Source organism: Cytobacillus sp. QJM3NY_8, assembly GCF_056173585.1.
On record NZ_JBWBUY010000002.1, the window covers coordinates 101,322 to 122,006 of the forward strand.

The 20,685-nt window shown below is 35.2% G+C and carries 19 protein-coding genes; 1 reads left to right on the plus strand and 18 read right to left on the minus strand.

From position 1 onward, the window contains the following. Positions 1-3 precede the first annotated feature (3 nt). The 7 genes from AC0VZ9_RS27405 to AC0VZ9_RS27435 form a co-directional block, all read right to left on the minus strand. Complete coding sequence (locus AC0VZ9_RS27405; RefSeq protein ID WP_159870520.1) at positions 4-4,089, minus strand: hypothetical protein; 4,086 nt, start codon at positions 4,087-4,089, stop codon at positions 4-6. 16 nt (positions 4,090-4,105) lie between these two features. Continuing rightward, complete coding sequence (locus tag AC0VZ9_RS27410) at positions 4,106-6,211, minus strand: VirB4 family type IV secretion system protein (protein ID WP_159870518.1); 2,106 nt, start codon at positions 6,209-6,211, stop codon at positions 4,106-4,108. Continuing rightward, the gene (locus tag AC0VZ9_RS27415) at positions 6,150-7,070 is read right to left on the minus strand and encodes a hypothetical protein (protein WP_019380453.1); all 921 of its coding nucleotides are present in this window, start codon (positions 7,068-7,070) and stop codon (positions 6,150-6,152) included. The genes AC0VZ9_RS27410 and AC0VZ9_RS27415 overlap by 62 nt, the downstream gene beginning before the upstream one ends. Next, a complete protein-coding gene (locus tag AC0VZ9_RS27420) occupies positions 7,067-7,411 on the minus strand; it encodes a PrgI family mobile element protein (RefSeq protein WP_159870516.1) in 345 nt (114 codons plus the stop codon). Before AC0VZ9_RS27420 ends, AC0VZ9_RS27415 begins: the two co-directional genes overlap by 4 nt. A 73-nt stretch (positions 7,412-7,484) precedes the next feature. Further along, positions 7,485-7,856, minus strand: a complete 372-nt coding sequence (locus tag AC0VZ9_RS27425) for a pilin (RefSeq protein WP_159870514.1) — start codon at positions 7,854-7,856, stop codon at positions 7,485-7,487. A 219-nt stretch (positions 7,857-8,075) separates the two neighbouring features. Next, the gene (locus AC0VZ9_RS27430) at positions 8,076-8,675 is read right to left on the minus strand and encodes a hypothetical protein (RefSeq protein WP_009336127.1); all 600 of its coding nucleotides are present in this window, start codon (positions 8,673-8,675) and stop codon (positions 8,076-8,078) included. Then, complete coding sequence (locus AC0VZ9_RS27435; protein ID WP_019380475.1) at positions 8,672-9,097, minus strand: hypothetical protein; 426 nt, start codon at positions 9,095-9,097, stop codon at positions 8,672-8,674. Before AC0VZ9_RS27435 ends, AC0VZ9_RS27430 begins: the two co-directional genes overlap by 4 nt. A gap of 408 nt (positions 9,098-9,505) precedes the next feature. Here AC0VZ9_RS27435 and AC0VZ9_RS27440 point away from each other — a divergent pair, with 408 nt between their 5' ends. Then, positions 9,506-9,784, plus strand: coding sequence for an HU family DNA-binding protein (locus AC0VZ9_RS27440; protein ID WP_159870511.1), 279 nt, complete (start codon positions 9,506-9,508; stop codon positions 9,782-9,784). Between the two features lie 42 nt (positions 9,785-9,826). Here AC0VZ9_RS27440 and AC0VZ9_RS27445 read toward each other — a convergent pair whose 3' ends face one another. The 11 genes from AC0VZ9_RS27445 to AC0VZ9_RS27495 form a co-directional block, all read right to left on the minus strand. Beyond that, positions 9,827-10,189, minus strand: coding sequence for a YhjD family protein (locus AC0VZ9_RS27445; protein WP_159870508.1), 363 nt, complete (start codon positions 10,187-10,189; stop codon positions 9,827-9,829). Positions 10,190-10,191: 2 nt separating this feature from the next. Further along, positions 10,192-10,587: a YolD-like family protein gene (locus AC0VZ9_RS27450; RefSeq protein WP_236566337.1), complete on the minus strand. Its 396-nt coding sequence runs from the start codon at positions 10,585-10,587 to the stop codon at positions 10,192-10,194. Between the two features lie 39 nt (positions 10,588-10,626). Next, the gene (locus tag AC0VZ9_RS27455) at positions 10,627-10,962 is read right to left on the minus strand and encodes a YolD-like family protein (RefSeq protein WP_159870505.1); all 336 of its coding nucleotides are present in this window, start codon (positions 10,960-10,962) and stop codon (positions 10,627-10,629) included. 361 nt (positions 10,963-11,323) lie between these two features. Further along, positions 11,324-12,076: a hypothetical protein gene (locus AC0VZ9_RS27460; protein ID WP_159870502.1), complete on the minus strand. Its 753-nt coding sequence runs from the start codon at positions 12,074-12,076 to the stop codon at positions 11,324-11,326. A gap of 705 nt (positions 12,077-12,781) precedes the next feature. Next, positions 12,782-13,186: a DUF6262 family protein gene (locus AC0VZ9_RS27465; protein ID WP_236566336.1), complete on the minus strand. Its 405-nt coding sequence runs from the start codon at positions 13,184-13,186 to the stop codon at positions 12,782-12,784. Next, positions 13,179-15,185, minus strand: a complete 2,007-nt coding sequence (locus tag AC0VZ9_RS27470) for a tyrosine-type recombinase/integrase (RefSeq protein ID WP_159870499.1) — start codon at positions 15,183-15,185, stop codon at positions 13,179-13,181. Before AC0VZ9_RS27470 ends, AC0VZ9_RS27465 begins: the two co-directional genes overlap by 8 nt. Beyond that, a complete protein-coding gene (locus AC0VZ9_RS27475; RefSeq protein WP_159870496.1) occupies positions 15,175-16,269 on the minus strand; it encodes a tyrosine-type recombinase/integrase in 1,095 nt (364 codons plus the stop codon). Before AC0VZ9_RS27475 ends, AC0VZ9_RS27470 begins: the two co-directional genes overlap by 11 nt. A gap of 589 nt (positions 16,270-16,858) precedes the next feature. After that, positions 16,859-18,118, minus strand: a complete 1,260-nt coding sequence (locus tag AC0VZ9_RS27480) for a DUF3854 domain-containing protein (RefSeq protein ID WP_159870493.1) — start codon at positions 18,116-18,118, stop codon at positions 16,859-16,861. A gap of 36 nt (positions 18,119-18,154) precedes the next feature. After that, complete coding sequence (locus AC0VZ9_RS27485; RefSeq protein WP_159870490.1) at positions 18,155-18,448, minus strand: DUF4258 domain-containing protein; 294 nt, start codon at positions 18,446-18,448, stop codon at positions 18,155-18,157. Between the two features lie 182 nt (positions 18,449-18,630). Then, complete coding sequence (locus tag AC0VZ9_RS27490) at positions 18,631-20,112, minus strand: hypothetical protein (RefSeq protein WP_159870487.1); 1,482 nt, start codon at positions 20,110-20,112, stop codon at positions 18,631-18,633. Next, positions 20,084-20,329 (minus strand): helix-turn-helix domain-containing protein, encoded by a 246-nt coding sequence (locus AC0VZ9_RS27495; RefSeq protein ID WP_009336117.1) that lies wholly within the window; start codon positions 20,327-20,329, stop codon positions 20,084-20,086. The genes AC0VZ9_RS27490 and AC0VZ9_RS27495 overlap by 29 nt, the downstream gene beginning before the upstream one ends. Positions 20,330-20,685 lie beyond the last annotated feature (356 nt).

The window sequence follows — 20,685 nt, forward strand, 5'->3', positions numbered from 1 at the left end:
CGATCACCTCAAGCCTTCCACAAATGCTTTATTTCTGAACTTGTCATTCTGTTTTCTCATCATATTTCGTTTGTTAGCTGGACGATAAGCGACTAAATCCTCTGGTTTTAATGTAGTAGTATAACCATCAGGATTATTTGGAATCAGCTTATTATTTCTCATCTCACAGGTGATCTTTTGAGTTTCATCAGGGCTAATTCTTGTATCACCCGGTCCATAAGGAGAAATGCGGTAGGTTTGTCCATTCTTTACTCCTTGAAGGTAGCTTCGATTTCTGTCAACAATCATTTCAATGTTGGACATTTCACTCATTGCATTTTTTAAATAATACTGTCCGCTATCTACCAATTGGTTATAGCTTCGTACTTCTTTTACAACCCTTGGAGTTTTAGGTGTGTTCCTATTAGCTACCAGTCTATTAGGGTTAACATTTATGGTGCGGTTTAAATTAACCCTCCCTCCTCCACTGTCTTCTTGGTAGACATTAGAAGTTGGAGTGAGTTGGCCATCTTGAATTGATAAATCTTGATAAAGGGTTTCTCCCTTTTTTAAAGAAGAATCACCCGAGCCAATACGAGAAACTGTTTGAAGCTGTCCCGATTTCGTTCTTACTTGAAGGACTGTTTGACCCTTAGAAGTAACCATTCGAACTGCTCCAGATGCAAGTGTTTTTTGGCCATCATCACCAATTATAGTTTGAGCCATTTGTTCTATCTCAGATATTTCAGCAACATCCGGAGACTTTTGATTAACAGCGTTGTTATATGGATTCCATCCTTTTAAGCCAAATGCTTTAGTTACTTGTGTTCCTCCAGCTGCATAATTCGCTCCGGCTTTATAACCCTTTACTCCTCCCAAGATACCTACTGAATAAGCAACAGTGTTTCTAAAACCGGCTTGTTTACCGACCACATTTTGAGCAACATGATTATCTGCTGCACTCCAAGCATTCTTTAATCCAATTCCCACAGAATCTGCTGCTGCAGTGACTGGATTTTGTACAGGATTTCTATTTTCCCATGCCGTTTTTGTATCTGTTACTAATGCTGTTCCGAATGCCCCCATCTTAGTATCATTCAGAAATTGGCCAACAGCCTTCGGACCAGAAATAATACCCGTACTTTCAATGACTCCACTAGCAACACCTGCACCTAAAGCAGATGCTCCTCTAACGAAACTACCTCCTCCGATTAACCGATGGTCTAAAGGTATATGTCTAGGGAGTCCGCTTACAGGATTGGCTAACGCGTTTAAGTTCTTTTGAAATTGAGATGGTGCATGTGTTGTGTTCCATTCTTGAACAGCCTCTTGTCTGGTTGCCCCAGGGTTGCTACTAATATGCTGTTCAACAAAAGCGTCCCTTTGCTTGTTTGTTTGCATTGAAGCTAATTGATTACGTAAGAATGGTGTATTTACCGACTTCCCTGAATACAGTGAAGCGTTCTTTACGGCACTTGTAGCTCCACGAACAGCGAGGAGGCTAGCGCTTTGACCCGCTCCAATTACCGCGCCTACTTCATTTCCAACCTCATTAACAAAGTCGTCCTTATTAATGTAAGAATTGGCACTAGAAGGGATATATCCTAATTTAGAAGCGGCCTTACTAGCAATCTGACTAATTGTGTTTCTTTTACCAGCAACCGCATTTTGCCAAGCAACTTCCCGATTTTGGTTATGGGTTTGTATAGTATCTGAACTTGCATCTGCAGGCAATGGGTTGGACATATCATAGTTCTTCATAAAGGATTCACGATTATTTTTAGCCCACTTGCTTGTCAAATTGCTTACAGTTGCACCGATTAATTCAGAACCCTGAGCTTGTCCCACTTTAACTCCATTAGTCGCAGCTTTGACTGCTTGAATACTTTCAGGATTATTAAAACCGGTAATGGAACTGACTTTATTTCCAAGCTGATTTACAAACTCTTCCTTATTAATAGAGGATGAATCAACTGGAGATCCATTCCCTAGTTTGGAGGCAACCGAAATGGCAGCATTTTTAATAGCATTTTGCTTTTGGCCAAGTGCTAGATTCCAGGCAGCTTCTTTAGATTGTTGATGCATTGTTTTTTCTTCTGTAGAAGCATTCGTTGGTAAGGGGTTTTCATTATCATAATTTCTCATAAATGCTTCTTTATTTTTACTGGCCCATTCTTTTGTTAGGCCACCAACAGAAGTATTTATCAAATCTGTAGCTTTTGCACGATTTAAGTTAACGCTATTGATTGCATCCTTAACGGCACCTAAACTTTCTTGTTTCCCATTGATGCCAAGAACGCTACCGACTTGATTGCCAACCTCACTAATAAAGTCATCCTTATTAATGAAAGATTGACCATCTAACTTGCCAAATCCGAGTTTAGAAGCTGCTGCCAAGGCTACACCATTTATGGCATTTCTCTTTTCAGCTATCTTCTGATTCCAGGCTTCATTTTTATTCTGATTATGTTTATTCTTTTCAGCTTCCGTAGCATTTGCTGGCAACGGATGAGCGGCATCATAATTTTGTTTAAAGGTATCTTCATTGTTTCTTGCCCAATCATTAGTCAGGTTATTTACGGTGGAATCTACTAAGTCTGAAGCTTTTGCAAGTTTCCCATTTTGTGCTTTAAGTCCTTTTACTGTTGATCTTGCTTTTTCGAGAAAATCACTTTGCTTAGACGCAACTTGTTTATCCCACATTTGATTGATTTCGCGATCAGTGGCATCAGGGAAACGCTCTTTAATATCTTTTAGAAATGCATCTTTATTTTCACCAGCCCATTGAGAGGTTTCTTTATCAGCAAGGGTATTAGCTAATTTTTCATCTGCATGAGCTTCAGCATTTTTTAAACCATCAAACTTGTTTTTCCCCGCCTTAAAACCAGCTTTAGCTCTGTCTGCCAATAATTCTGCACCAGCCATACCCGCTCTTCCCGCTACTCCACCGATTGCACCACCAGCACTAAAACCTAAAGTTGAGCCAGCAATTGAACCGACAGGACCCATCGGTGAACCAGCAATAGCTCCGGCGGCTCCAAAGACAGCTTTACCGCCTTTTGAAAAAATTTCTCCAGCTTTTAGCATTCTTTCTGCTCTTGAGGTAGAACCTATGTCTGTTCCAGCTCCTGCAAGGAGACCTTTTGCACCGTCTTCTTCAGTACCATCTTTTCCGCCTTTAGCATTTTTAGCTACCTGGCCAGCAGCACTTCTTAATGATTGAGCGACAGATTGTCCACTTAAGGCCCCTTTAACTGCACCAGCAACACCCATTAGTGCAGAACCACCCATCATGGCTGCCGTTTTACTTAACCGGTCATTCATCTGTCCTCCTAAACCTAAAAGAGATCTGATTGATTCCGTAACAGGAATAAAGATGATGTAAAGTAAGATACTTCCGATACCAGGATTCGCACCAGCAATTGCTGCAATTACCCAATATACCCCGGCATGAACGGATTGAACAAATACAGTTCCTGCATATTCTTTAAACAATCCAGCGGTAATACCTTTCGTTTGCGGAATAAGGTAAAGAGCCACTGCCAAAGGCGACATTATGGTTAAAATCATTAGTGTAAGGGTACGCATCATATAATAGAAGTTTGCCCATATTGAAAGTCCAAGAAGTACCAATCCTATTATTAATCCCCCTAGAACACCTTGCTTTAGAAATGTAGTAGCCTGTTTCGCAATATCTCCATCCATGACTTCTTTTGCACTTGAGAATGTCGAAACAAACATTTCATTTACGGAGTACATAATTTCGAAAATTGTGCTCAAGTTAAAAAACAATATAGCTACAAGAATAAAGTCTTTAAAATATTCAAATGTATAGGTCCTGTTAGAAGGATTTATACCGGAAGAGGATATTCTCATACCCGCTAATATAATAGAAACTAAAATGAACCCTACAGATAAGGACTGCATAACAGCCATACCTTGAGCTATAACACCAAATTGATCCTCATTAAAAACACCATAATAGTATTCTTCTTTTCCTGTGTCATAAATGAGCCCCTTAAGAGTGTCTAGATCCTTAAAGGGACCCAATATCCATTCGAGCATCTTCTCAAATAGGGACTCAAATATATCCATAATTTTATCTTGCAAGGACCACCACCCCCTTCTAACGCTGTTCCATGAGTTGTTTTCGCTTCATTTGTTCTTCATAAACTGCTTGGTTAGATTCAATGAAGAATAATTCTTCCTCACTAGGATTTGTTTGTAACCACACGGAGCTTTTTCCCATCCGAAGAATTCCTTCACCTTTATCCGGATTCCCGAATAAGATATTTATTTCACCAGCGCTAAGGTCAAAGTTTTCCTTAATAACTTTCAAATCAATTTTGTTTTGCTGAAGGAATAGATAAGCATGTGTATTTTGTAGAATCCCTCTAGCTTTGTTATTAGTAACAAAGCGTACAAAGTCCTGACTTGCCAATCGAAGACCTGTGTTTCGTTTACGGGCTCTTCGTGCCATTTTTTCAAGGAAACTGACTGTTTGCTCAGAATCGATTAATGTCCAAGCTTCATCGGCGTAAACAAATTTCTTTTTTGTTGCGTTATCTAGATTTTTCACAAAATGCTCCCATAAATAATTCAGGATTACATGATAAGCAATTGGGCGTAAAAAGCCTTCCTCCATTTGGCTAATATTAAAATTAACCAGCCTTGCATCTTGCAATGATTGGGTAACTCCCTTGCCAAGATATGTTTGTCCATCGAAGATAGGCTTTGAGCCATCCCTTAAGAAGGGGCGAATGGCGGCTATTAATCTTAGAGCTTTTGGCTCTTCCTCATAATGATCTTTTAAGTATTCGAACACATCAGATATAGTCGGTTCCGGTTTCCTTACTTTTGATTGGATCAATTGGTTGTCAACTTGAACTACCTCGTTGCTGAATAAGGAATCCGGATGAGATGTAAGCTTTAACTTTTCATTAAAGATGTATTGAACTGTTTCTTCTAAATAGTTTCTCTCAAAAACATCAAGGCCTCGATCTTCCGAATTCTTACCGCGGCAAATAATATCGAAAAAGTCCAGAATGTCATTCATTTTTTCTCTAAGAGGTACAAACCGAATAAATTTCTTCCCCTCTTTTTCAATAACTTCTCGTTCATCAGTATCTTCTAATAAATCTAACTCTTCATCTTGCTCATCCATTGGGACGTCAGTAAAGTTAATAGCGAGAGGATTAATGCAAATATCTTCTTCTTCACTAATGTTTAAATTGATACCACCTAATCGTCTGGTGATTCGAACAAATTCACCTTCTGGGTCTATTAATCTGCTATAGATATTTGCACCAGTTAATTCCCGAGCAATTAAGAGCTTAAGAGTTACTGATTTACCTGAACCAGATATACCAACTACAAACATGTTATAGTTTTGTGGACGGTACTCTTCATTCCCAAAACTATTGATAAACTCTAATTGGCCAGTAATTTTATTTATTCCTAATGGAATACCTCCCATGTATTTACCGCTGCCACTAATGAAGGGAGCGAAGGTAGATAAAGCACGGCGGTCAATATTACGAAATGAATCCGGAATCTCATTTTTCCCAAAAGGAATAACACTTTTAAAACCTTTTTTGACTCTGCTCCAGGTCGAGACTAAAGAGAAGAATTGACTGCTCATTTCATCCTCGATGGCTTCACTGTACCTATTTAGTTCCTTCTCGCTTTGGCCATATAAAACCCCTAACGAACTAACGTTATACATGTCATTCTCGGAGAACTGTATTTCGCTCATAAGTAAGTCTGTGTCTCGAATTTTAGATTCCAAATCATTAATTTGATCAATGTTTCCTCTTTTAGTCTGAAAGGTTAAGTTCGACTGGAGCATTGTAATTTGCCGCTGTAAGGTTCTAATGGCATCTGATTTTCCTACTTTATGTACATCAATTAGAACGTCTACTTCTCCACTTGAAGAAAGATTGTAGAGCCAATTAGTCTGCATTTTTCTGGGATAGCCGTCTCTTGGAATATAAATTGGACGGAAATATGTTTTGGTTCCTAGAGATTGCTTTATTATTCCAAAATCTTCACTATTAATTTTTAAGCCTTCAGGGGAAATAATGTCCCACATTGTAGGCTTAGTCACCATTTGATGATCTGAGATCGCTTCATCCTTACCGGACTGTTTTTTCTTTTTAACCTTACTTTCTTTAACTTGCTTGGCTTTCTTCTGTTCGATCTTCTTTTCGCTGTTCTTCTTGGTTAAATTCATTTTCTTCAATAGCCTCCTTAACCGCTTCAATATGTTCATCAGTCTGCTCAGCTGTTACGTACAATGCATTTTTTTCTGTTTCTACTAAATCTTTGAAACGATTTTTTACTGCTTTTCGACGATTAAAAGTGTGATAAAGCAATTCATAAATCCCTTCTGTAGGAAGAAGAGAAACATTCATTTCCGCTCTCCTTAATTGAGATTTAGCGGCATTCAATCTCCTCATTAATTCAGCAAATGATTTCTCAACAAGTTTTTCTTCTAATTCTTCAGCTGAATCAGCTGAAATGTCCTTTGCGTTGATTTTATGAGTAAATATGAGATATCTCTTAGTCTCATAACGTGGTGTTTGTGATTGCCAATTTTGTAAGTCATCAATCATTGATTGGCCAAAACTTAATGCTGCTTCATTAAGGTCTTCTGAATTTCTCATGCTCTCTTTCATTTGCTGAACCGGTTCAGAAATATCTATAAAACGATTTTGTAGGTAAAACTGTACAGGGTAATTAATGGCAGCTAACCAACTTTCAAAAACCATATCGATCGCTTCCTGTTCATCTTGGCTCTTAAGGAAGTAATTGACCGGCTCAACTTCAGCTATCATGGTGAAGGAATTATCATTAAACCTAATCATATGGTTTGATATGTCCTTTACTTCATCAAATAACTCTTGAAAAAGCTTTGGCTCTTCTTCGATTGAAACCTCATGCTTTTTCTTTTTTTGTTTCTTTTTATTTGATGGGGTATCTGATTCATAAACTTTTTTTTCTTTCCAAGGGAGAATGGGCTCCTTCAACATCATTTTGTAAAATACATAAGCAACAACCCCGAAGATTGCCATTACGATAAGTTCAATCATTTATTAGTCACCTTCCAATTTTTAGAACGGCTACCTTTCCGCCAAATGCCTATCTGTGTTCCGTAATTAAGCTTAATTAGAAAATAGTGGTCAAAATTTAGATGAAGTTTTGTTTTTTTCCAAAAACCAAATATGAAAATAAAAACCAGTGTGGGAATTGCTGAAATAAGAGCAGCTATCCCACCGACGATAAAATGCGGGAATATGTTAAAGACTATGGGGATATATGTATATAAAATGGCCCCGCCAATGATGAGGTAGATAAGTTGCCTTATAGAGATAAAGCCTAGTATTGTTTTTTGTTCAGAGGACATATCAATTGGAACAGTTTCTTTTCTCAAATGAGCACCTTCTTTAAAAATCTACCCCTCTAATAATTTAGAGGGGTATGAGTTTTTCTATTTGAATTTCTAATTAGGATCCGAATCCTGCAAACCAACCAGCAATAGTCGTTGCTTTAACAATAATGAAAATTCCAAGTCCAGCCATTAAGATTCCAATAAAGCCCTGCGTTCGGGCCTGTGGATTTCCGCCCTGAGCAGCTGAGAGTCTCATACCCGCGAATAATAGGCATCCAATAACCCAGAATCCACCTACAGCTGTAATAAAGTAAACAATATTAGCAAGATCGGTGTAAATTTTACTGTTTTGCAAATTTCCCTGAGGGGTAATACCGGATTTTTTCCAAGCTGCTGCGGCTTCCTCTGGAGAGAAAAGAAGTAAAGAAAAGGCAAATACTGCAGTTAACGCTACAAATGGAAATAATTTTTTCATAGACTTTTTCATGGTTCCACCTCCTTCGAGGAACAAAAAAAGCCCCGAAGAAGCTAAGAGCTGCAGATACAAAAAGTATCTGCTCTTAGTTCTTCGGGGCTTTCCCGTTGGTTTAATTTATATATCATCATAATAATGTAAATATTGGATATGGTCAAGCCTTTATTCCTGTTTTTTGAAGGGCCTATTGCTCCGTGAAATCCTAAATTATGGTACCAACTTTAATAAGGATTATAAGTTTCTATAACGAGCAACAATATTTTCTATTACGTTGGTTAAATTTCCAGTTCTATATTTCTGTATAAAGTCGCTATAAAGAATTCTTAGCACCTGGTTAACTGTAAATGATTTGTTTTCCCCTAATTCTGCTATATCACTTAAAATTACTTCCAGTCGTAAGGCTTCTTTTCTTCTGATGGTACATTCAAATATACGCTCTTTTCCTTTAGATGTATTACGGTTATATGTTTTATTCCCACCTTCATAGCTATTCACCTTTAACGAGTGTTCACTCCTTATATCTAATTCATGATAAAGATCATATGGATTGTTTCGTTGTTTTGCTTGATACAAAAAATCGTCAAGGAGTAAACTTATTAGATCTCTTTGCGTGAATTTACACTCCATGGCTTCAGATACATCATTGCAAAATAGTTCTCCCCTTAAGTATTCAGATGCAGGCACAGAAAAAGAGTATTGAAGTTCTTGAGATTTATATAAGCTTCTACCCAGATTAAAAATTAACTTATCAATCAATCCACTTGGTTGATAAGATAAATCGTCAAGTTCTTCTTCATATATTTCATATTGACCATATCTGGTTTTATTCATAACAATAACCTTCTTTCAATGGTTAGCATGAAACTTATAATCCTGTAGGCAGCCTCTTTTAGACTACAATCCCATTTAACTTTATAATCAAAAAGCTGATCATGGTAATGAACTTCAAGTTTTGCAGGATAAGGTTTCCCTTTTGGATTGTAATAACAGGGAGGAAAATGATGCTCTTCCTTGAGCGCCTTCTTGATTAACAAAGTGCAATAAGGAGTCGGTTCCAGGCCACGCATTTTAGCAAGCCTTTTAATTAATACCCTCTCTTCGTCATTGAATGGTATCTTCACATCTTTCTTTTTATCGCATCTTTCTTTTCTGCCCTCAGCCTTCGTTACAGGCTTTTTCCGAACATTGGGTGTATGAGTTACGGATAGCTTGTTTTTATTTTTGTTATCAAAAATTGGATTGATTGCTTTCAATATACTCCCCCCTCTTCTAAAAGAGCCCCTCTCTCCTCTTTTATCCCAGTGTCAAAATGTTAAATAGTTATATTGTTAATCTATTCATCTAGTGGAGAGTATAGTACGTTTAGAATTTATTAATTTGGACAAACTAAAAATTAACGAACGAAATAAGAGGGCAGGTGGGGAATATATGGCTTCTAAAAAGGATAAAAAAACATTGCTGAAGGAATTAGGGAAGGCAGCAAAAAAATCTAAAGCTGTGACGAAAGTAAAAGTGAAGTGATTTTAGCAGATTTTAAACTCAAGCTGGTAAAGTAGTAAAATATGAAGAGATTATTTTTCTTGAATATAAACAAGCTTATATGCTATTACTTATAGTGCAACATAAATTGATGATTCCAAATTTTTCTAGAGGTGACCAAAATGAATAAAACAGAACTTGTAAATGCAGTGGCTGAACGTAGTGAGCTTTCCAAAAAGGATGCTTCAAAAGCTGTTAATGCAGTATTTGAAGCAGTTACTAATGTATTAAAAGAAGGGAAAAAAGCCCAATTTTTAGGTTTTGGTAACTTTGAGGTTCGTGAAAGAGCCGCTCGTAAAGGGCGTAATCCGCAAACTGGTGAAGAAATTGAAATTGCTGCGAGTAAAGTACCAGCATTTTCTCCAGGTAAAGCACTGAAAGATGCAGTGAAAAACAGTTAAAATAACTGGTTCTAAATGTAGTAAAGCCCTTCTTAAGGGCTTTTAATATTTAAATCGCTTATACAGGTAAAACTCCATTAGTTCCTGGACCCTATTTCGAATTCTTGGATTAAAATAATTATGTTTTTCCTCATAGCCTTTGTAAATAAATAAAAACATCGTGAAAGCCTCATCCCGGGTGATTTCTTCAACCTTCATTTGACCTTTCCTCATTGCATCTTTAGTTATTTTTAGATCATATTGAACGGCCTTTATCGTCTCATCAATAAGTTCCAAGTATGGTTGTTTAAGTTTGAAGGAACCTTTATCAAATAATATTCGATCCCTTTCGAGAATGGTAAGGAGCATCGGGAGATACATAGCTTGCTCTAAAATATCCCGGTCTTTATCTGGAATCCTGGTCATTTTTATATCCTCTCAACAGCCGTAATTTCGTGAATAGATATCCTTAATAACTCACCATTAGATTCTAAGAGTAAATATTTCATTAGCATATCCACTTTATCTACGATTCCGGTTCTAAACATAAAAAACCCGTCTTTCCAAATCGTCACTTTAATTGGGATGGTACACTTTAAGGATTCCATGACAATATAACCTATTTCCTCAAATTCATGTTCATCCAACTGAGGCTTTTTTTGCTTTTTGTCGTCGATTGTTATTCGATTAAGCATGGCCCTATGCTCTGGCATAAAATGAGCTGGCTGCCATTTTATTCTGTTATCAAGACTTTTTTCGATAAATCTTTTTAATTTCAAACATTCATTCATTAAAGATATGTTTATATAGATAATCCTTACCATTTAGTCCAACTCTTACTTTTGCTCAATTTTTTTAGAATATTATTCATAGTAGTTTGATATGCCCATGATATTTTCTAATTTTAAAAAGTGCTTTTCAGCCCGTTGATCAATAATTCTTAACTCATTTTTTAATACATCGAAATAGTGAATATTGCCAATATATTGTCTGATATCCCCTTGAAAATAATAAGCAAATTCCAAGGTATTATTCATTTCCATAGCCTCAGATACGATTTCATTAAACTGTTCATATTTCTGTTCATCAAGAGACGGTTTTGGAATCTTATTATAATTTGCGTTATATTCCCTCAACATCTTTACATGTTCAGGTAACATTAGTGAAACCCACTTTTTAGTACCTCTATCGCGGATCATTTTGTCCCCTCTTTTCTCTACAAATGAATCCTTTGCTAAATTATCGAACATATGTTCTTTTTATTGTATTATAATTTTATCCTTTTTTCAATCTTGCTATTCAATAAGGTTTTGAGTATTAAAAGAAACCCATCTCAGATGATGGGTTTAAATTTTGTTGATTTATTCCTTTATTATATTTTAATCAACATCTTTTTTATTTTTCCCTGAGAAGGCTGGTTTACCTAGAAAGAATACAGATGAACAAGCCGCTATTATACAAATTGTCGAGACTCCAGAGGGATAATATATAACAGCTAAAATAGTGGCTATAAGGAATATTAACCCATGCACAACTAGTTTTTGTTTACTGATGCTATTATTACGCATTACTCATCATGCAATGCATTACATGCCCACCTAAACATCCGGCACAAACTGCAGCACCCCAAATATTACCTCCAAATACAACGCTGAAACAAGCAGAAGAGCAAACTGTCCTTAACCAACTTGGGATTTTACTCCAAGAATTCTTAATACACTTTGCAACATCGTTCCAATAGCCATTCACTTGATTATCAGGGTATTCGATCTTTTCTAAATATTCACCATCCTCACTAAATAAGAATCCAGCAACAGCAACGTTATCAAGGGTTTTATATTCGACACTTGGCCGTTCATCATTTTCTTGTGGGTCAATTTCCATCAAAATTGGGTTTAGAATCTCCCCATCTTCCACTGAATAACCAGCCATTAGAAATACTAAATTACCACCTTGTTCAAGTTTGGTAGAAGGTACAACTAATGAAGAGTCACCATTTTCGTATTTTGTTAGTGTAACTTCATTCCAATTAAACTCATTGGTATTATAATAAGTTACTCCTAAAGATTCCCACTGATTATACTGAGATTTAAAATTATTGATTACTGTTGTATCCTCTACTTTAATGGATTCTTTCACTAATGAATTTTCACTATTATCGTTTTCACATCCACATTCTTGACCTGTTTCTTCATTGAGTACTTCTTGAGGAGGTTGGGGAGGAATTTCCCTAGTTTGGGCATTTGTAGAAAAAGGTAATAATATACTTACTGTTAAAACAAAGACACTTAATAATTGAATTATCTTTTTCATATTTCTCTCCTTTTTTGTTGTTTTTTTCTTTCTTGCTCTTTATTGGAGTAAAAAAATTGTTCTCACATTCCCCCTTTGTAAATAAATAATACATATTTTAATTTTCGAGATATGCTATATAAAACCTTCCCAAAAATGGATAAACGAGGAAAACGGTAATTATTCCCTATGATCTCAAAGAATTAAAAGTGGTTTAAATCTCGAATCAAGGCTTTAGGTTGAGGATAATTTTCCTGCACTAATAAATAATGAGGAAAAAATTTTTATAGGGCAGCTCATAGAGGTTAAGGAACACTTTAAAGACCCATCATATAAGAAAGAATAGGTCTACAATTTGAATGTAATCAGTTTATCAGAGGTTATTTCGCGGCTCTAAAAAAAAGGTAATAATGATTTTAACATTTGCTCTATTTATAGATTGAAGACGTAAGAAAAACATAAATAATCCTCATATATCAACGAATCCAAACGCTAAGCCAGGAGATAGTTCGAACTGTATGGTGGAGGATTTTAACAACAACGGGGGTAGATTTTGTTCAATAATGCCTTGCAATAATCTTCAACAAAAATAGAAGCTAAGGTGTTATACCGTTATAGAATTTAATTGAATAAAAGGGCGATACAAATTAGTCATGTTTAAAATGTATCGCACTTTATTTTTCATGACTTTTTAATCAGATATTTTGAGTTGGAATGATACCCTTACTATATCTTGTCATAAATATTCCCTAGCTCAACTTTACGTGTTTCTTTTAGTTGTTTGTTTTCTAGTTCCAATTCCCGATTTTTTCGGTTTAACTCACTTATTTTACTCTTTAATGCCTCAATAATGACATCTTTCGATGTTTCCGATACACTTTTCTTATAATGGTTTAGAGACTGAATTCCTTCCTGTTCTTTTCGAAATGATTCAATTTTATTGCGATACTCTAATTCTTTATAAAGAAATGCTTTTGATACTTTGGCCACTTTTGAAACTGAATTAAAGTTAATTCTCATGTTCTCTTTATACATTTTTTTTAAGGCTTCATCCACACGTTCCTTCGTAATTATTTTCTTCTGTAACGCATATGTTTTTAATCCTTGAGTATTTGGATTTATATTAGCCATGTGGTCCTCCTTTATTACATTCTGAGCCTATATATTCTCTTCTCTCTTTTGATAGTCCTAAGATTTCAGTGCCCTCAGATATTAAGTCACGGATCTCCTTGTATTTACTTATTTTTGGCTCTATTAATTCGATAGAGCGATGACGTCCACTTTTTTTATATAATTCAATATCCGATTCCATTTTTATGATCTGACTATTGTAATAATCTAAAAACGTTTGATCTACATGAAAGCTTCGACAATTATTCTTTATACAAGGTGGTTCTAATGTTTGTTCTAAAAAATCACAATTAAGTTTCGGGCTTTTTATACAAAAACCATGGTCTAGTCTTACGGAATCCATATTATGACGTATCCATTCTAACTCAAGACCATTTTCTTCAACTTGTTCACTTAAATCTGCATGTATAACCTCTCCATAAGGATTTAAACGAACTGCATTTTCGACTTTTTCCCATTCCTTACGGAGGGTATTATCTAGTATTCTAGCGTATGTTAAAGTCATCTCAGGGCTTGTATGTGCCATTAATTTTTGTACGTGGAGAATATTCATTCCATTATTTATTAAGGTTACGCCATAACGGTGCCGAAAAGCATGGTTTTTAAAATGATAAATAGAGCCATCCTTGTCTAATACTTTCATCTTCAGTGCCAACCGATTAAGGGCATTGCTCACCATTTTCTGTGATACAGCTTTACCTTTATTTCTACCGGATAGCACAGGAAACAAGAACCTATTAGGATTATCGTCTCCTTGAGAACGCGAAAGTACATACTCTTGTTGCATTTTTATAATAGTTACGATTTCCTTAGATATAGGAACAGTATGCTTTTCATGCCTAACTTTGCGCTGATCACCTATTAACCACCAGCCATCACTTTTGCGTATTAGACAATCATAATTTAATTGACATACATCTGAGACACGGAAGCCACTAGCCTCTAAAATAATAATTAATCTTGCTATTTCCGGTTCAAGAAGGTGTAAATATTGTTGTACTTGTTCCCAAATTTCATCTGGTACATGTTTAATATGATCACTATAACGAATAAATTTTCTTTTAGGTATATCTTCCTTAAAAATCAATAGTTTGACCGGTATTGCGGGTGCTTCTTTCCATTCGTATCTCTGCATGTATTCAATTAATCTTCTAACATTAGAAATACATTCTAAAATGTGTCTATTACTTGGTTTGCGATTTTTTGTGTAACTCCTGCCGCCCATCTCAATATTTCTGACATACAAGAGAAACCGTTCGATATCTATTCGGGACAAATTGCGTAAATCTCTCCAAGTCGGATGTTCTTCAACAATAAAGTCAAAAAATAAATACATTTTTTTCATAATATTTGTTGCTGTTGAGTAGGTAATTAACTGCTGAACAAGAAGGGTTTGATACATATACCTCTTGACCAGTTCACGAAATACAGAAGGTATATTCCCGAAATTTATATTCTTATCTCTTCTGGACATATTGAATTCAATGCCTAGCCTTTCAACATTCCAACAATCTTTTTTATATTCTGGTCGATCATCATAAAAATCTGTCCAAAATTTATAAAACTCATTATAAACACTTATATATCTCGAAATACTATTTCTGTTACTTCCTTTTAAAGGTTTGTTGTTCTCAATTAGAAATTGTTTATATTTTTGAAAGGATTCTTGATACGGCATTTCTGTTATCGACTGGATATTTTTACGGTATGAGGAGATGAACTTCCAAATCCAAAGTAAATAATTGTATGTACCATAGCTGTAAGAGGAAAGTAGCCAATACTCATGAGACAAACCATAAAACGAATAATATTTTATTTGGTGCCTAATGTTTGAATTTTGAATTACCGTAAAATCAAATTTTGCTTTACCCACACGGCGTCCAAGTTTATTCGGATATGGGAAATCTTTCACTTCCCATATGTCAGCCGCCCAATAGTCCGTTAATTTAGGATCTATGTTCTTATTAGAATTTAGTAATGTTACTAAATTAGTTGTCATATAAGCCTCCTGTTTGTTTCTTCATTGCAATTTCCCAATGTTTTCGAATAGTCTCATCAGAAGGATGAACATACATTTGCATAGTTGTCTGAACATGAGCATGTCCTAAAAACTTTTGAATTGATGAAGCATCCATTCCATGCTTATGTAAGTTAGTTGCACATGTATGACGAAGCATATGTGCTGAAAAATCAATACCAGTCTTTTTCCCTATTCTTCTTATTAAGGATTGAATTGTCCAATATTGTATTGGTTTTCCTTTATTTTTCCCTGATAAGTTAAAAAACACAAAATTTGTATCTACCTCATCCGCATGATAATCAATAATATAATCTTGAAAAATATTCATCGTCTCTGTAGAAACATAAACTTTACGGTTTTCTCCAGCTACCGTTTTAGATTTTCTAACAAGAATACTGTGATCATTAATATTAAAATCTTCTATCCATAAATTTATTACTTCGCTTGCTCTTAACCCCCCTTCATACATTATTCTAATAATTAGTTGGTCCCTAATATTCTTACACGCTTTTTGAATCTGTGTTGACTGTTCCTCAGTAACAGTTTTAATTTTTCTTCTAGGTTCTTTAACTTTTAATACGTTCATTGTTTGTAACTGCTTATCTGAAATGTGATTAAGGAAAGATTTATAAGAGCGTTTACTTACCTTTATTTCTTTCATTACTTTAGTTTTAAGGTCTTTCTCGAAGCCATCTAATCTCATTAAATAATCATAGAAATTGATAACACAGTTAACAATTATATTTATAGATTGCTCACTTCTTTTTGCTTTTTCTCCATAAAGGTATTTAACTTTCCCTTTTTGTTGCGGCATCCTCAACCAACCTATGAAATTTGCTAATAAATTTAGATCAACTTCTTTAAAGCTCTTATCGTGGCTAAGTAGGAACTCCCAGTAAAGCTTTAAATGATAACAATAGGATTTGAGTGTATTAGGAGCCTTTCCTAGACTATCAAGGTACTTTATATATTTCATTATTGGAATGACTGGCTCAATTTGATTAGTTAACACTATCCACCTTTTCTCCCCTGAAGGTATAACAACCTCTCTTACTACAACCATCTTGTTCCTCCGTTTGATTAATCATTAATTACTATAAGATCTACATAGAATTAAATATTGATAATGAATTTACAACGTAAAAAAAGAAGGGGAAGTATATCGTTAAAAACGATTTATCCTCCCCTATATTATAGTATTGTTTAAATTTTTCCTCTGTCACGGATCATCTATTCTCATCTCCTTATATCAATAATTATACAAACATTTGTTCTTAAATCAACTTGAAAACGAACATTAGTTCCCTTATTTTTATGTAAAAAGGAGCTGATAATACATGAAATGCTTGTTTAATTTCTCAAGGGAAAATAAAATACCGATTGATCTAATTTATATGAATGATGCAGGGAAACTCACATATAGGGCAGTGGTTGTAAGGAGTTATACTAGCGAAGTTGTTCTTACATTGGATGTTGGGAAGCAGCAACTTAGGACTTTTAAATGTTCAAATATCTTATCAGCTGCCAAACAACGAAAGGGATGGAAAGTTGCCAATAACATTTAATTTTGTTTGTTCAGTTTTTGATGTAAAAAGGAAAAGTCCCTTGAGAACTCAACTCAAAGGACTTTTTTATAGCTTAAATAATATTTTTTAAAATAATTTTTTTATATGTGGTAAGCGGTTTTTGATAAATAAGTCATCAATCCCCTTAGCTTCATCTTCATTCCATAAAACAAGGTTTGCTCTATAGCCTTCTTCTTTTAGACCTTTCGCACATTCCATCAAGTGTTTCTTTACATATACATTGGAAACGGCATCAGCATCAAAGCAAATATTTACTTGTTCCACACCCATTTCCTTTAATACAGGAAGGGCTAGACGCCATGCTCCTGCTCCCGGAAGTGCTAAGAAGATATCACCTATATCATCAATTTCTAATGGATCATATAGTTTCCCAATACAATCTGATGCTATGTCGCATTTTAAAGGACCTTCAGATAACCATACAGTTCTTGCTTTTAGACTAACCCCTTCTTTCCATTCCTTTAACTTAGAAGTAGGTACTGCAACATGAATGGGGGCTGGATTACCTGAACCTGTTCCTTCTGGTTTCTTTGCTGAACTAAGCCAGAAATAACGGTTTCCTTTTACTACTCGAACCCATCCTTTAACTTCATTTTCATGTACAATGGTTGTCCATGTTTTGTTAGATTTAATCTCTTCCTCTAAGATGATTTCACCATCAAAAGAGACCTGCACAAGATCTGGTTGCTCTATAATCCGGGCTTTAAGACCAGGGCGATTAACTTTTACTTCAACCACATTTTGAGGATTATCTATTCGGTACTGGAAACCGACAATTTCATTATAGTGATTTCGAAAAGGTATCAAAATGCCCTTGCTGCCGGCAATAGTCCAGTACTTTTCTTCTTGTAGATAAAAACCAGGGATTCCTTTAAAATGTTTAATTTCCAAACCTTCTTTCAACAATCTCGCTACCTCCCAAGGCTTATCTGGAAAGCTGCGGTATTGCCTTAGCATAACTTGCTTATCAGCTAGCTGTCTTGAAGGAGAAGTTAAGTGTTTGTAATGTACATCATCAAGTTCTAAGCATTCTATTAATGCACTATAAACAGTATTAAGGACTTTATCTTTTTGCTTGGGATGTCCTACATGAATTTCTTCGATTTCCTCTTTGTTAATCTTTCGCTTATTATCCCCTTTAAGTAGGTGAAGGTAGCTAGGTAAAGCCGAATTTTTTGAAAAATAAGTGTCACTTTCAGTTCGGATACAAGCTACCGCTGAACCATCAACGTGAGCCATACAACCACCTGTCTTACCACAAATTACACATGGGGTTCGATAGTATTCATACCAATCTTTGACTCTAGTTTGCCTCATTAATTTCATAATTCGTAACAACCTTTCTTATAGTTCTTAAGCTCTTTACACACAATCCTTAAATCGGAAATGATCAATTGGCGGCATGACTGTTACAAGCTTAAAAATAAAATGCGAATGTTTAGCGATGACCACAACAATCGGGTTATCATCCATATCTCTCCCGGCTATTACAACCTTAGATGCCCCTTGTCTTTCAACGATTTCTCCATTAAATAAAGCTGAAACAATGTCTCCTTTAGAGTACCCTCGCTTTTTAAGTCTTTTCTTAGTGTGTGTCCCTATTAAAATTTTTCCTTTTCCAGTCATTAAGACTTTTTTAATTTCCTTTAAATTCATTTTTTTCCACCTCCATTGAATAAAAAAAGCGGCCAATGGAAAGAAGAGAGAGCATCAAAAAGAAAGCTCTTGCTTCGATCCAAAGACCGCTAAATTGATAAATTACCGCTTATCTCATAAAAGATAGCCAAGAAATAATAAAAGAAAATAGATTACTATCAGTTTAGCACCTACATGAAGAATCAATCAACAGCATCTAATAACTTTCTTTTTATTTTCATCCAGAAGGTTGGTCGGTATATTTTATCAAATTCTTTCCCCACAAACCCTCTAGCTATTTTAATAAATGGCGGTATGAGCTTTTGAGCTGCAATTATGTCAGCAATCAATGGTTTTCTCTCATGGTTATTTGCCATTACCCTGTCAAACATGGAAGGTAAAGATGTGATGAGCTCCAAGTCTAATAATTCTGCTACGTCCTTTGGCCGGCTATGAGTACCAGTGCGGCTATGAATCAATTTAACTGGCTTTTTATACTCCTTAATGAGTGTATTGTGTATGAAATTTTTCCATTCTTTAGTTCGGTCAAACTGGTCATCAGCAATTACCCAAATTTCGTCGAGGTATGGAAGTGTATTTAAAGTGGAATCATCCATCTTTCCGGTAGGCAAATCCACTAATACATAAGCATTTTCTTTAACTGAAATAAAAAAATCTAAAATTAGATCCTGGTTTCGATCAATATCAAAATCATTTAAGCCTACCGGGAACCATTTGACGCCTTTATAAATCCATAAAGAGTTATTATTGCCATTGTCATTGGAGTAAAGGTTTTCCGTTAGTGAAATCCAATTGTCTGGCTTTGAACCAAACCGGTGTAACATCTTAAACAAGTGAGGATTCTCTTTTGGGATCTCCACAACTGATATAGGAACACCATGTTGCTGAAGGAATATGGCATAATCCACAATGAAGGTTGTGGCCCCTGCTGTTAAAGGTGCCCAAATACCCACAGTCTTTTCTGTACTGAGATTTACACCATTTAATTTTCTACCGAAATCATGAGCCTTTGTAGGTGAAGAAATGTATATTTTCTTCCTCTTTTTTTGTGAAGCTGATGAGTTGTCATGTTCTTGATTAGGTGCTGCCTTTTTAGATTCCGGACTTGGCGTTTTACTTAGGGATTTACTATTGATCTTTTCTGAGTTTTTTTCTAGATCGTTTTCTTTTGGAGGAATTTTAGAGTTTGTATTATCCTTTTCCTTCGAGAATTCTGGAGGTGATTTGTCTATGGCTTTTTCCTGATTATCACTCTTCTTAACGTCATTTTCAGCTGTTTCATTAGCAATTTCTTTCTTTATCGGCTTATCATTGGATGGTTCCATTACTGTTCTATCTATTCCTAAGTGGCCAATAGGTGAATCATAGATGGCCATTCTTGTATCATTTGTACTTCTGCATAGAACTATGTTTTTATTTGTAACGTTTATACTTTTATCATAGTCGATTACAATGAGTTGACCCTCTAATTTAATGGATTCTAAAATATGTTGATCCAGAAAGTCACTTAGAGTGATACATGCTAAAAATGGGTTGCTTATTGCCTCTAAAACTTCCTCCTTGGAAGATAGCTTATGTACATCTACAAAGGGAAGCAATCCTTTAATTGTACTTCTGATTTCTCCATCTTCTTTATCAGAAACTGCTAAATATATCTTTTTCATGAATCTCTTTCTCCCGCTTCAGATAATCGTTAATCCGAACTCTAAGTTGGGGAGAGAATGGTACCTCGCCCCTTTCAATTTGTCCAAGATAACTTGTACTAATTCCCATCCCCTTTGCAAACTGATATTGGGATAAGGCCATTCGTTTTCGGAGAATTAACAATCGTTCTACGTCATCTTCTATTTCAATTTCATTAAATGTATCAACTGTTAGCATTTACTTAACTGTTCTCCCCTCTTTATAGATTCAAATAAAAAAGACCGCTAAACACACCTTTAACAAAAGGCTGTTTGAGCGGTCATCGCTTTAAGTAAATTAAATTATAGAAATATTATAGCACATCGGGATACATTTTAAAGGTTAAAAACACCACATTAGCACAATACTGGAAGTTTATTATTGTTAATTAAATGATAAAATTGTATAATTTTTTCAGGAACTTTTTTTATTTTTTTATTTTTTGGCAGCCATAATTTGGTTAGCGGATACTCTATTAAACTTACAACCTTTGGGTTGATGGAATTCAAATAGGCATTTTGTGCTTATTTGTAACTATCAAACTCAGAGGTTTT

Excerpts from the sequence above, each read along its gene's own strand:
- AC0VZ9_RS27410 (WP_159870518.1), bottom strand. The coding sequence starts at position 6,211 with ATGAATTTAACCAAGAAGAACAGCGAAAAGAAGATCGAACAGAAGAAA.
- AC0VZ9_RS27415 (WP_019380453.1), bottom strand. The coding sequence starts at position 7,070 with ATGATTGAACTTATCGTAATGGCAATCTTCGGGGTTGTTGCTTATGTA.
- AC0VZ9_RS27425 (WP_159870514.1), bottom strand. The coding sequence starts at position 7,856 with ATGAAAAAGTCTATGAAAAAATTATTTCCATTTGTAGCGTTAACTGCA.
- AC0VZ9_RS27430 (WP_009336127.1), bottom strand. The coding sequence starts at position 8,675 with ATGAATAAAACCAGATATGGTCAATATGAAATATATGAAGAAGAACTT.
- AC0VZ9_RS27440 (WP_159870511.1), top strand. The coding sequence starts at position 9,506 with ATGAATAAAACAGAACTTGTAAATGCAGTGGCTGAACGTAGTGAGCTT.
- AC0VZ9_RS27445 (WP_159870508.1), bottom strand. The coding sequence starts at position 10,189 with ATGACCAGGATTCCAGATAAAGACCGGGATATTTTAGAGCAAGCTATG.
- AC0VZ9_RS27450 (WP_236566337.1), bottom strand. The coding sequence starts at position 10,587 with ATGGTAAGGATTATCTATATAAACATATCTTTAATGAATGAATGTTTG.
- AC0VZ9_RS27455 (WP_159870505.1), bottom strand. The coding sequence starts at position 10,962 with ATGATCCGCGATAGAGGTACTAAAAAGTGGGTTTCACTAATGTTACCT.
- AC0VZ9_RS27460 (WP_159870502.1), bottom strand. The coding sequence starts at position 12,076 with ATGAAAAAGATAATTCAATTATTAAGTGTCTTTGTTTTAACAGTAAGT.
- AC0VZ9_RS27465 (WP_236566336.1), bottom strand. The coding sequence starts at position 13,186 with ATGGCTAATATAAATCCAAATACTCAAGGATTAAAAACATATGCGTTA.
- AC0VZ9_RS27470 (WP_159870499.1), bottom strand. The coding sequence starts at position 15,185 with ATGACAACTAATTTAGTAACATTACTAAATTCTAATAAGAACATAGAT.
- AC0VZ9_RS27475 (WP_159870496.1), bottom strand. The coding sequence starts at position 16,269 with ATGGTTGTAGTAAGAGAGGTTGTTATACCTTCAGGGGAGAAAAGGTGG.
- AC0VZ9_RS27480 (WP_159870493.1), bottom strand. The coding sequence starts at position 18,118 with ATGAAATTAATGAGGCAAACTAGAGTCAAAGATTGGTATGAATACTAT.
- AC0VZ9_RS27485 (WP_159870490.1), bottom strand. The coding sequence starts at position 18,448 with ATGAATTTAAAGGAAATTAAAAAAGTCTTAATGACTGGAAAAGGAAAA.
- AC0VZ9_RS27490 (WP_159870487.1), bottom strand. The coding sequence starts at position 20,112 with ATGAAAAAGATATATTTAGCAGTTTCTGATAAAGAAGATGGAGAAATC.
- AC0VZ9_RS27495 (WP_009336117.1), bottom strand. The coding sequence starts at position 20,329 with ATGCTAACAGTTGATACATTTAATGAAATTGAAATAGAAGATGACGTA.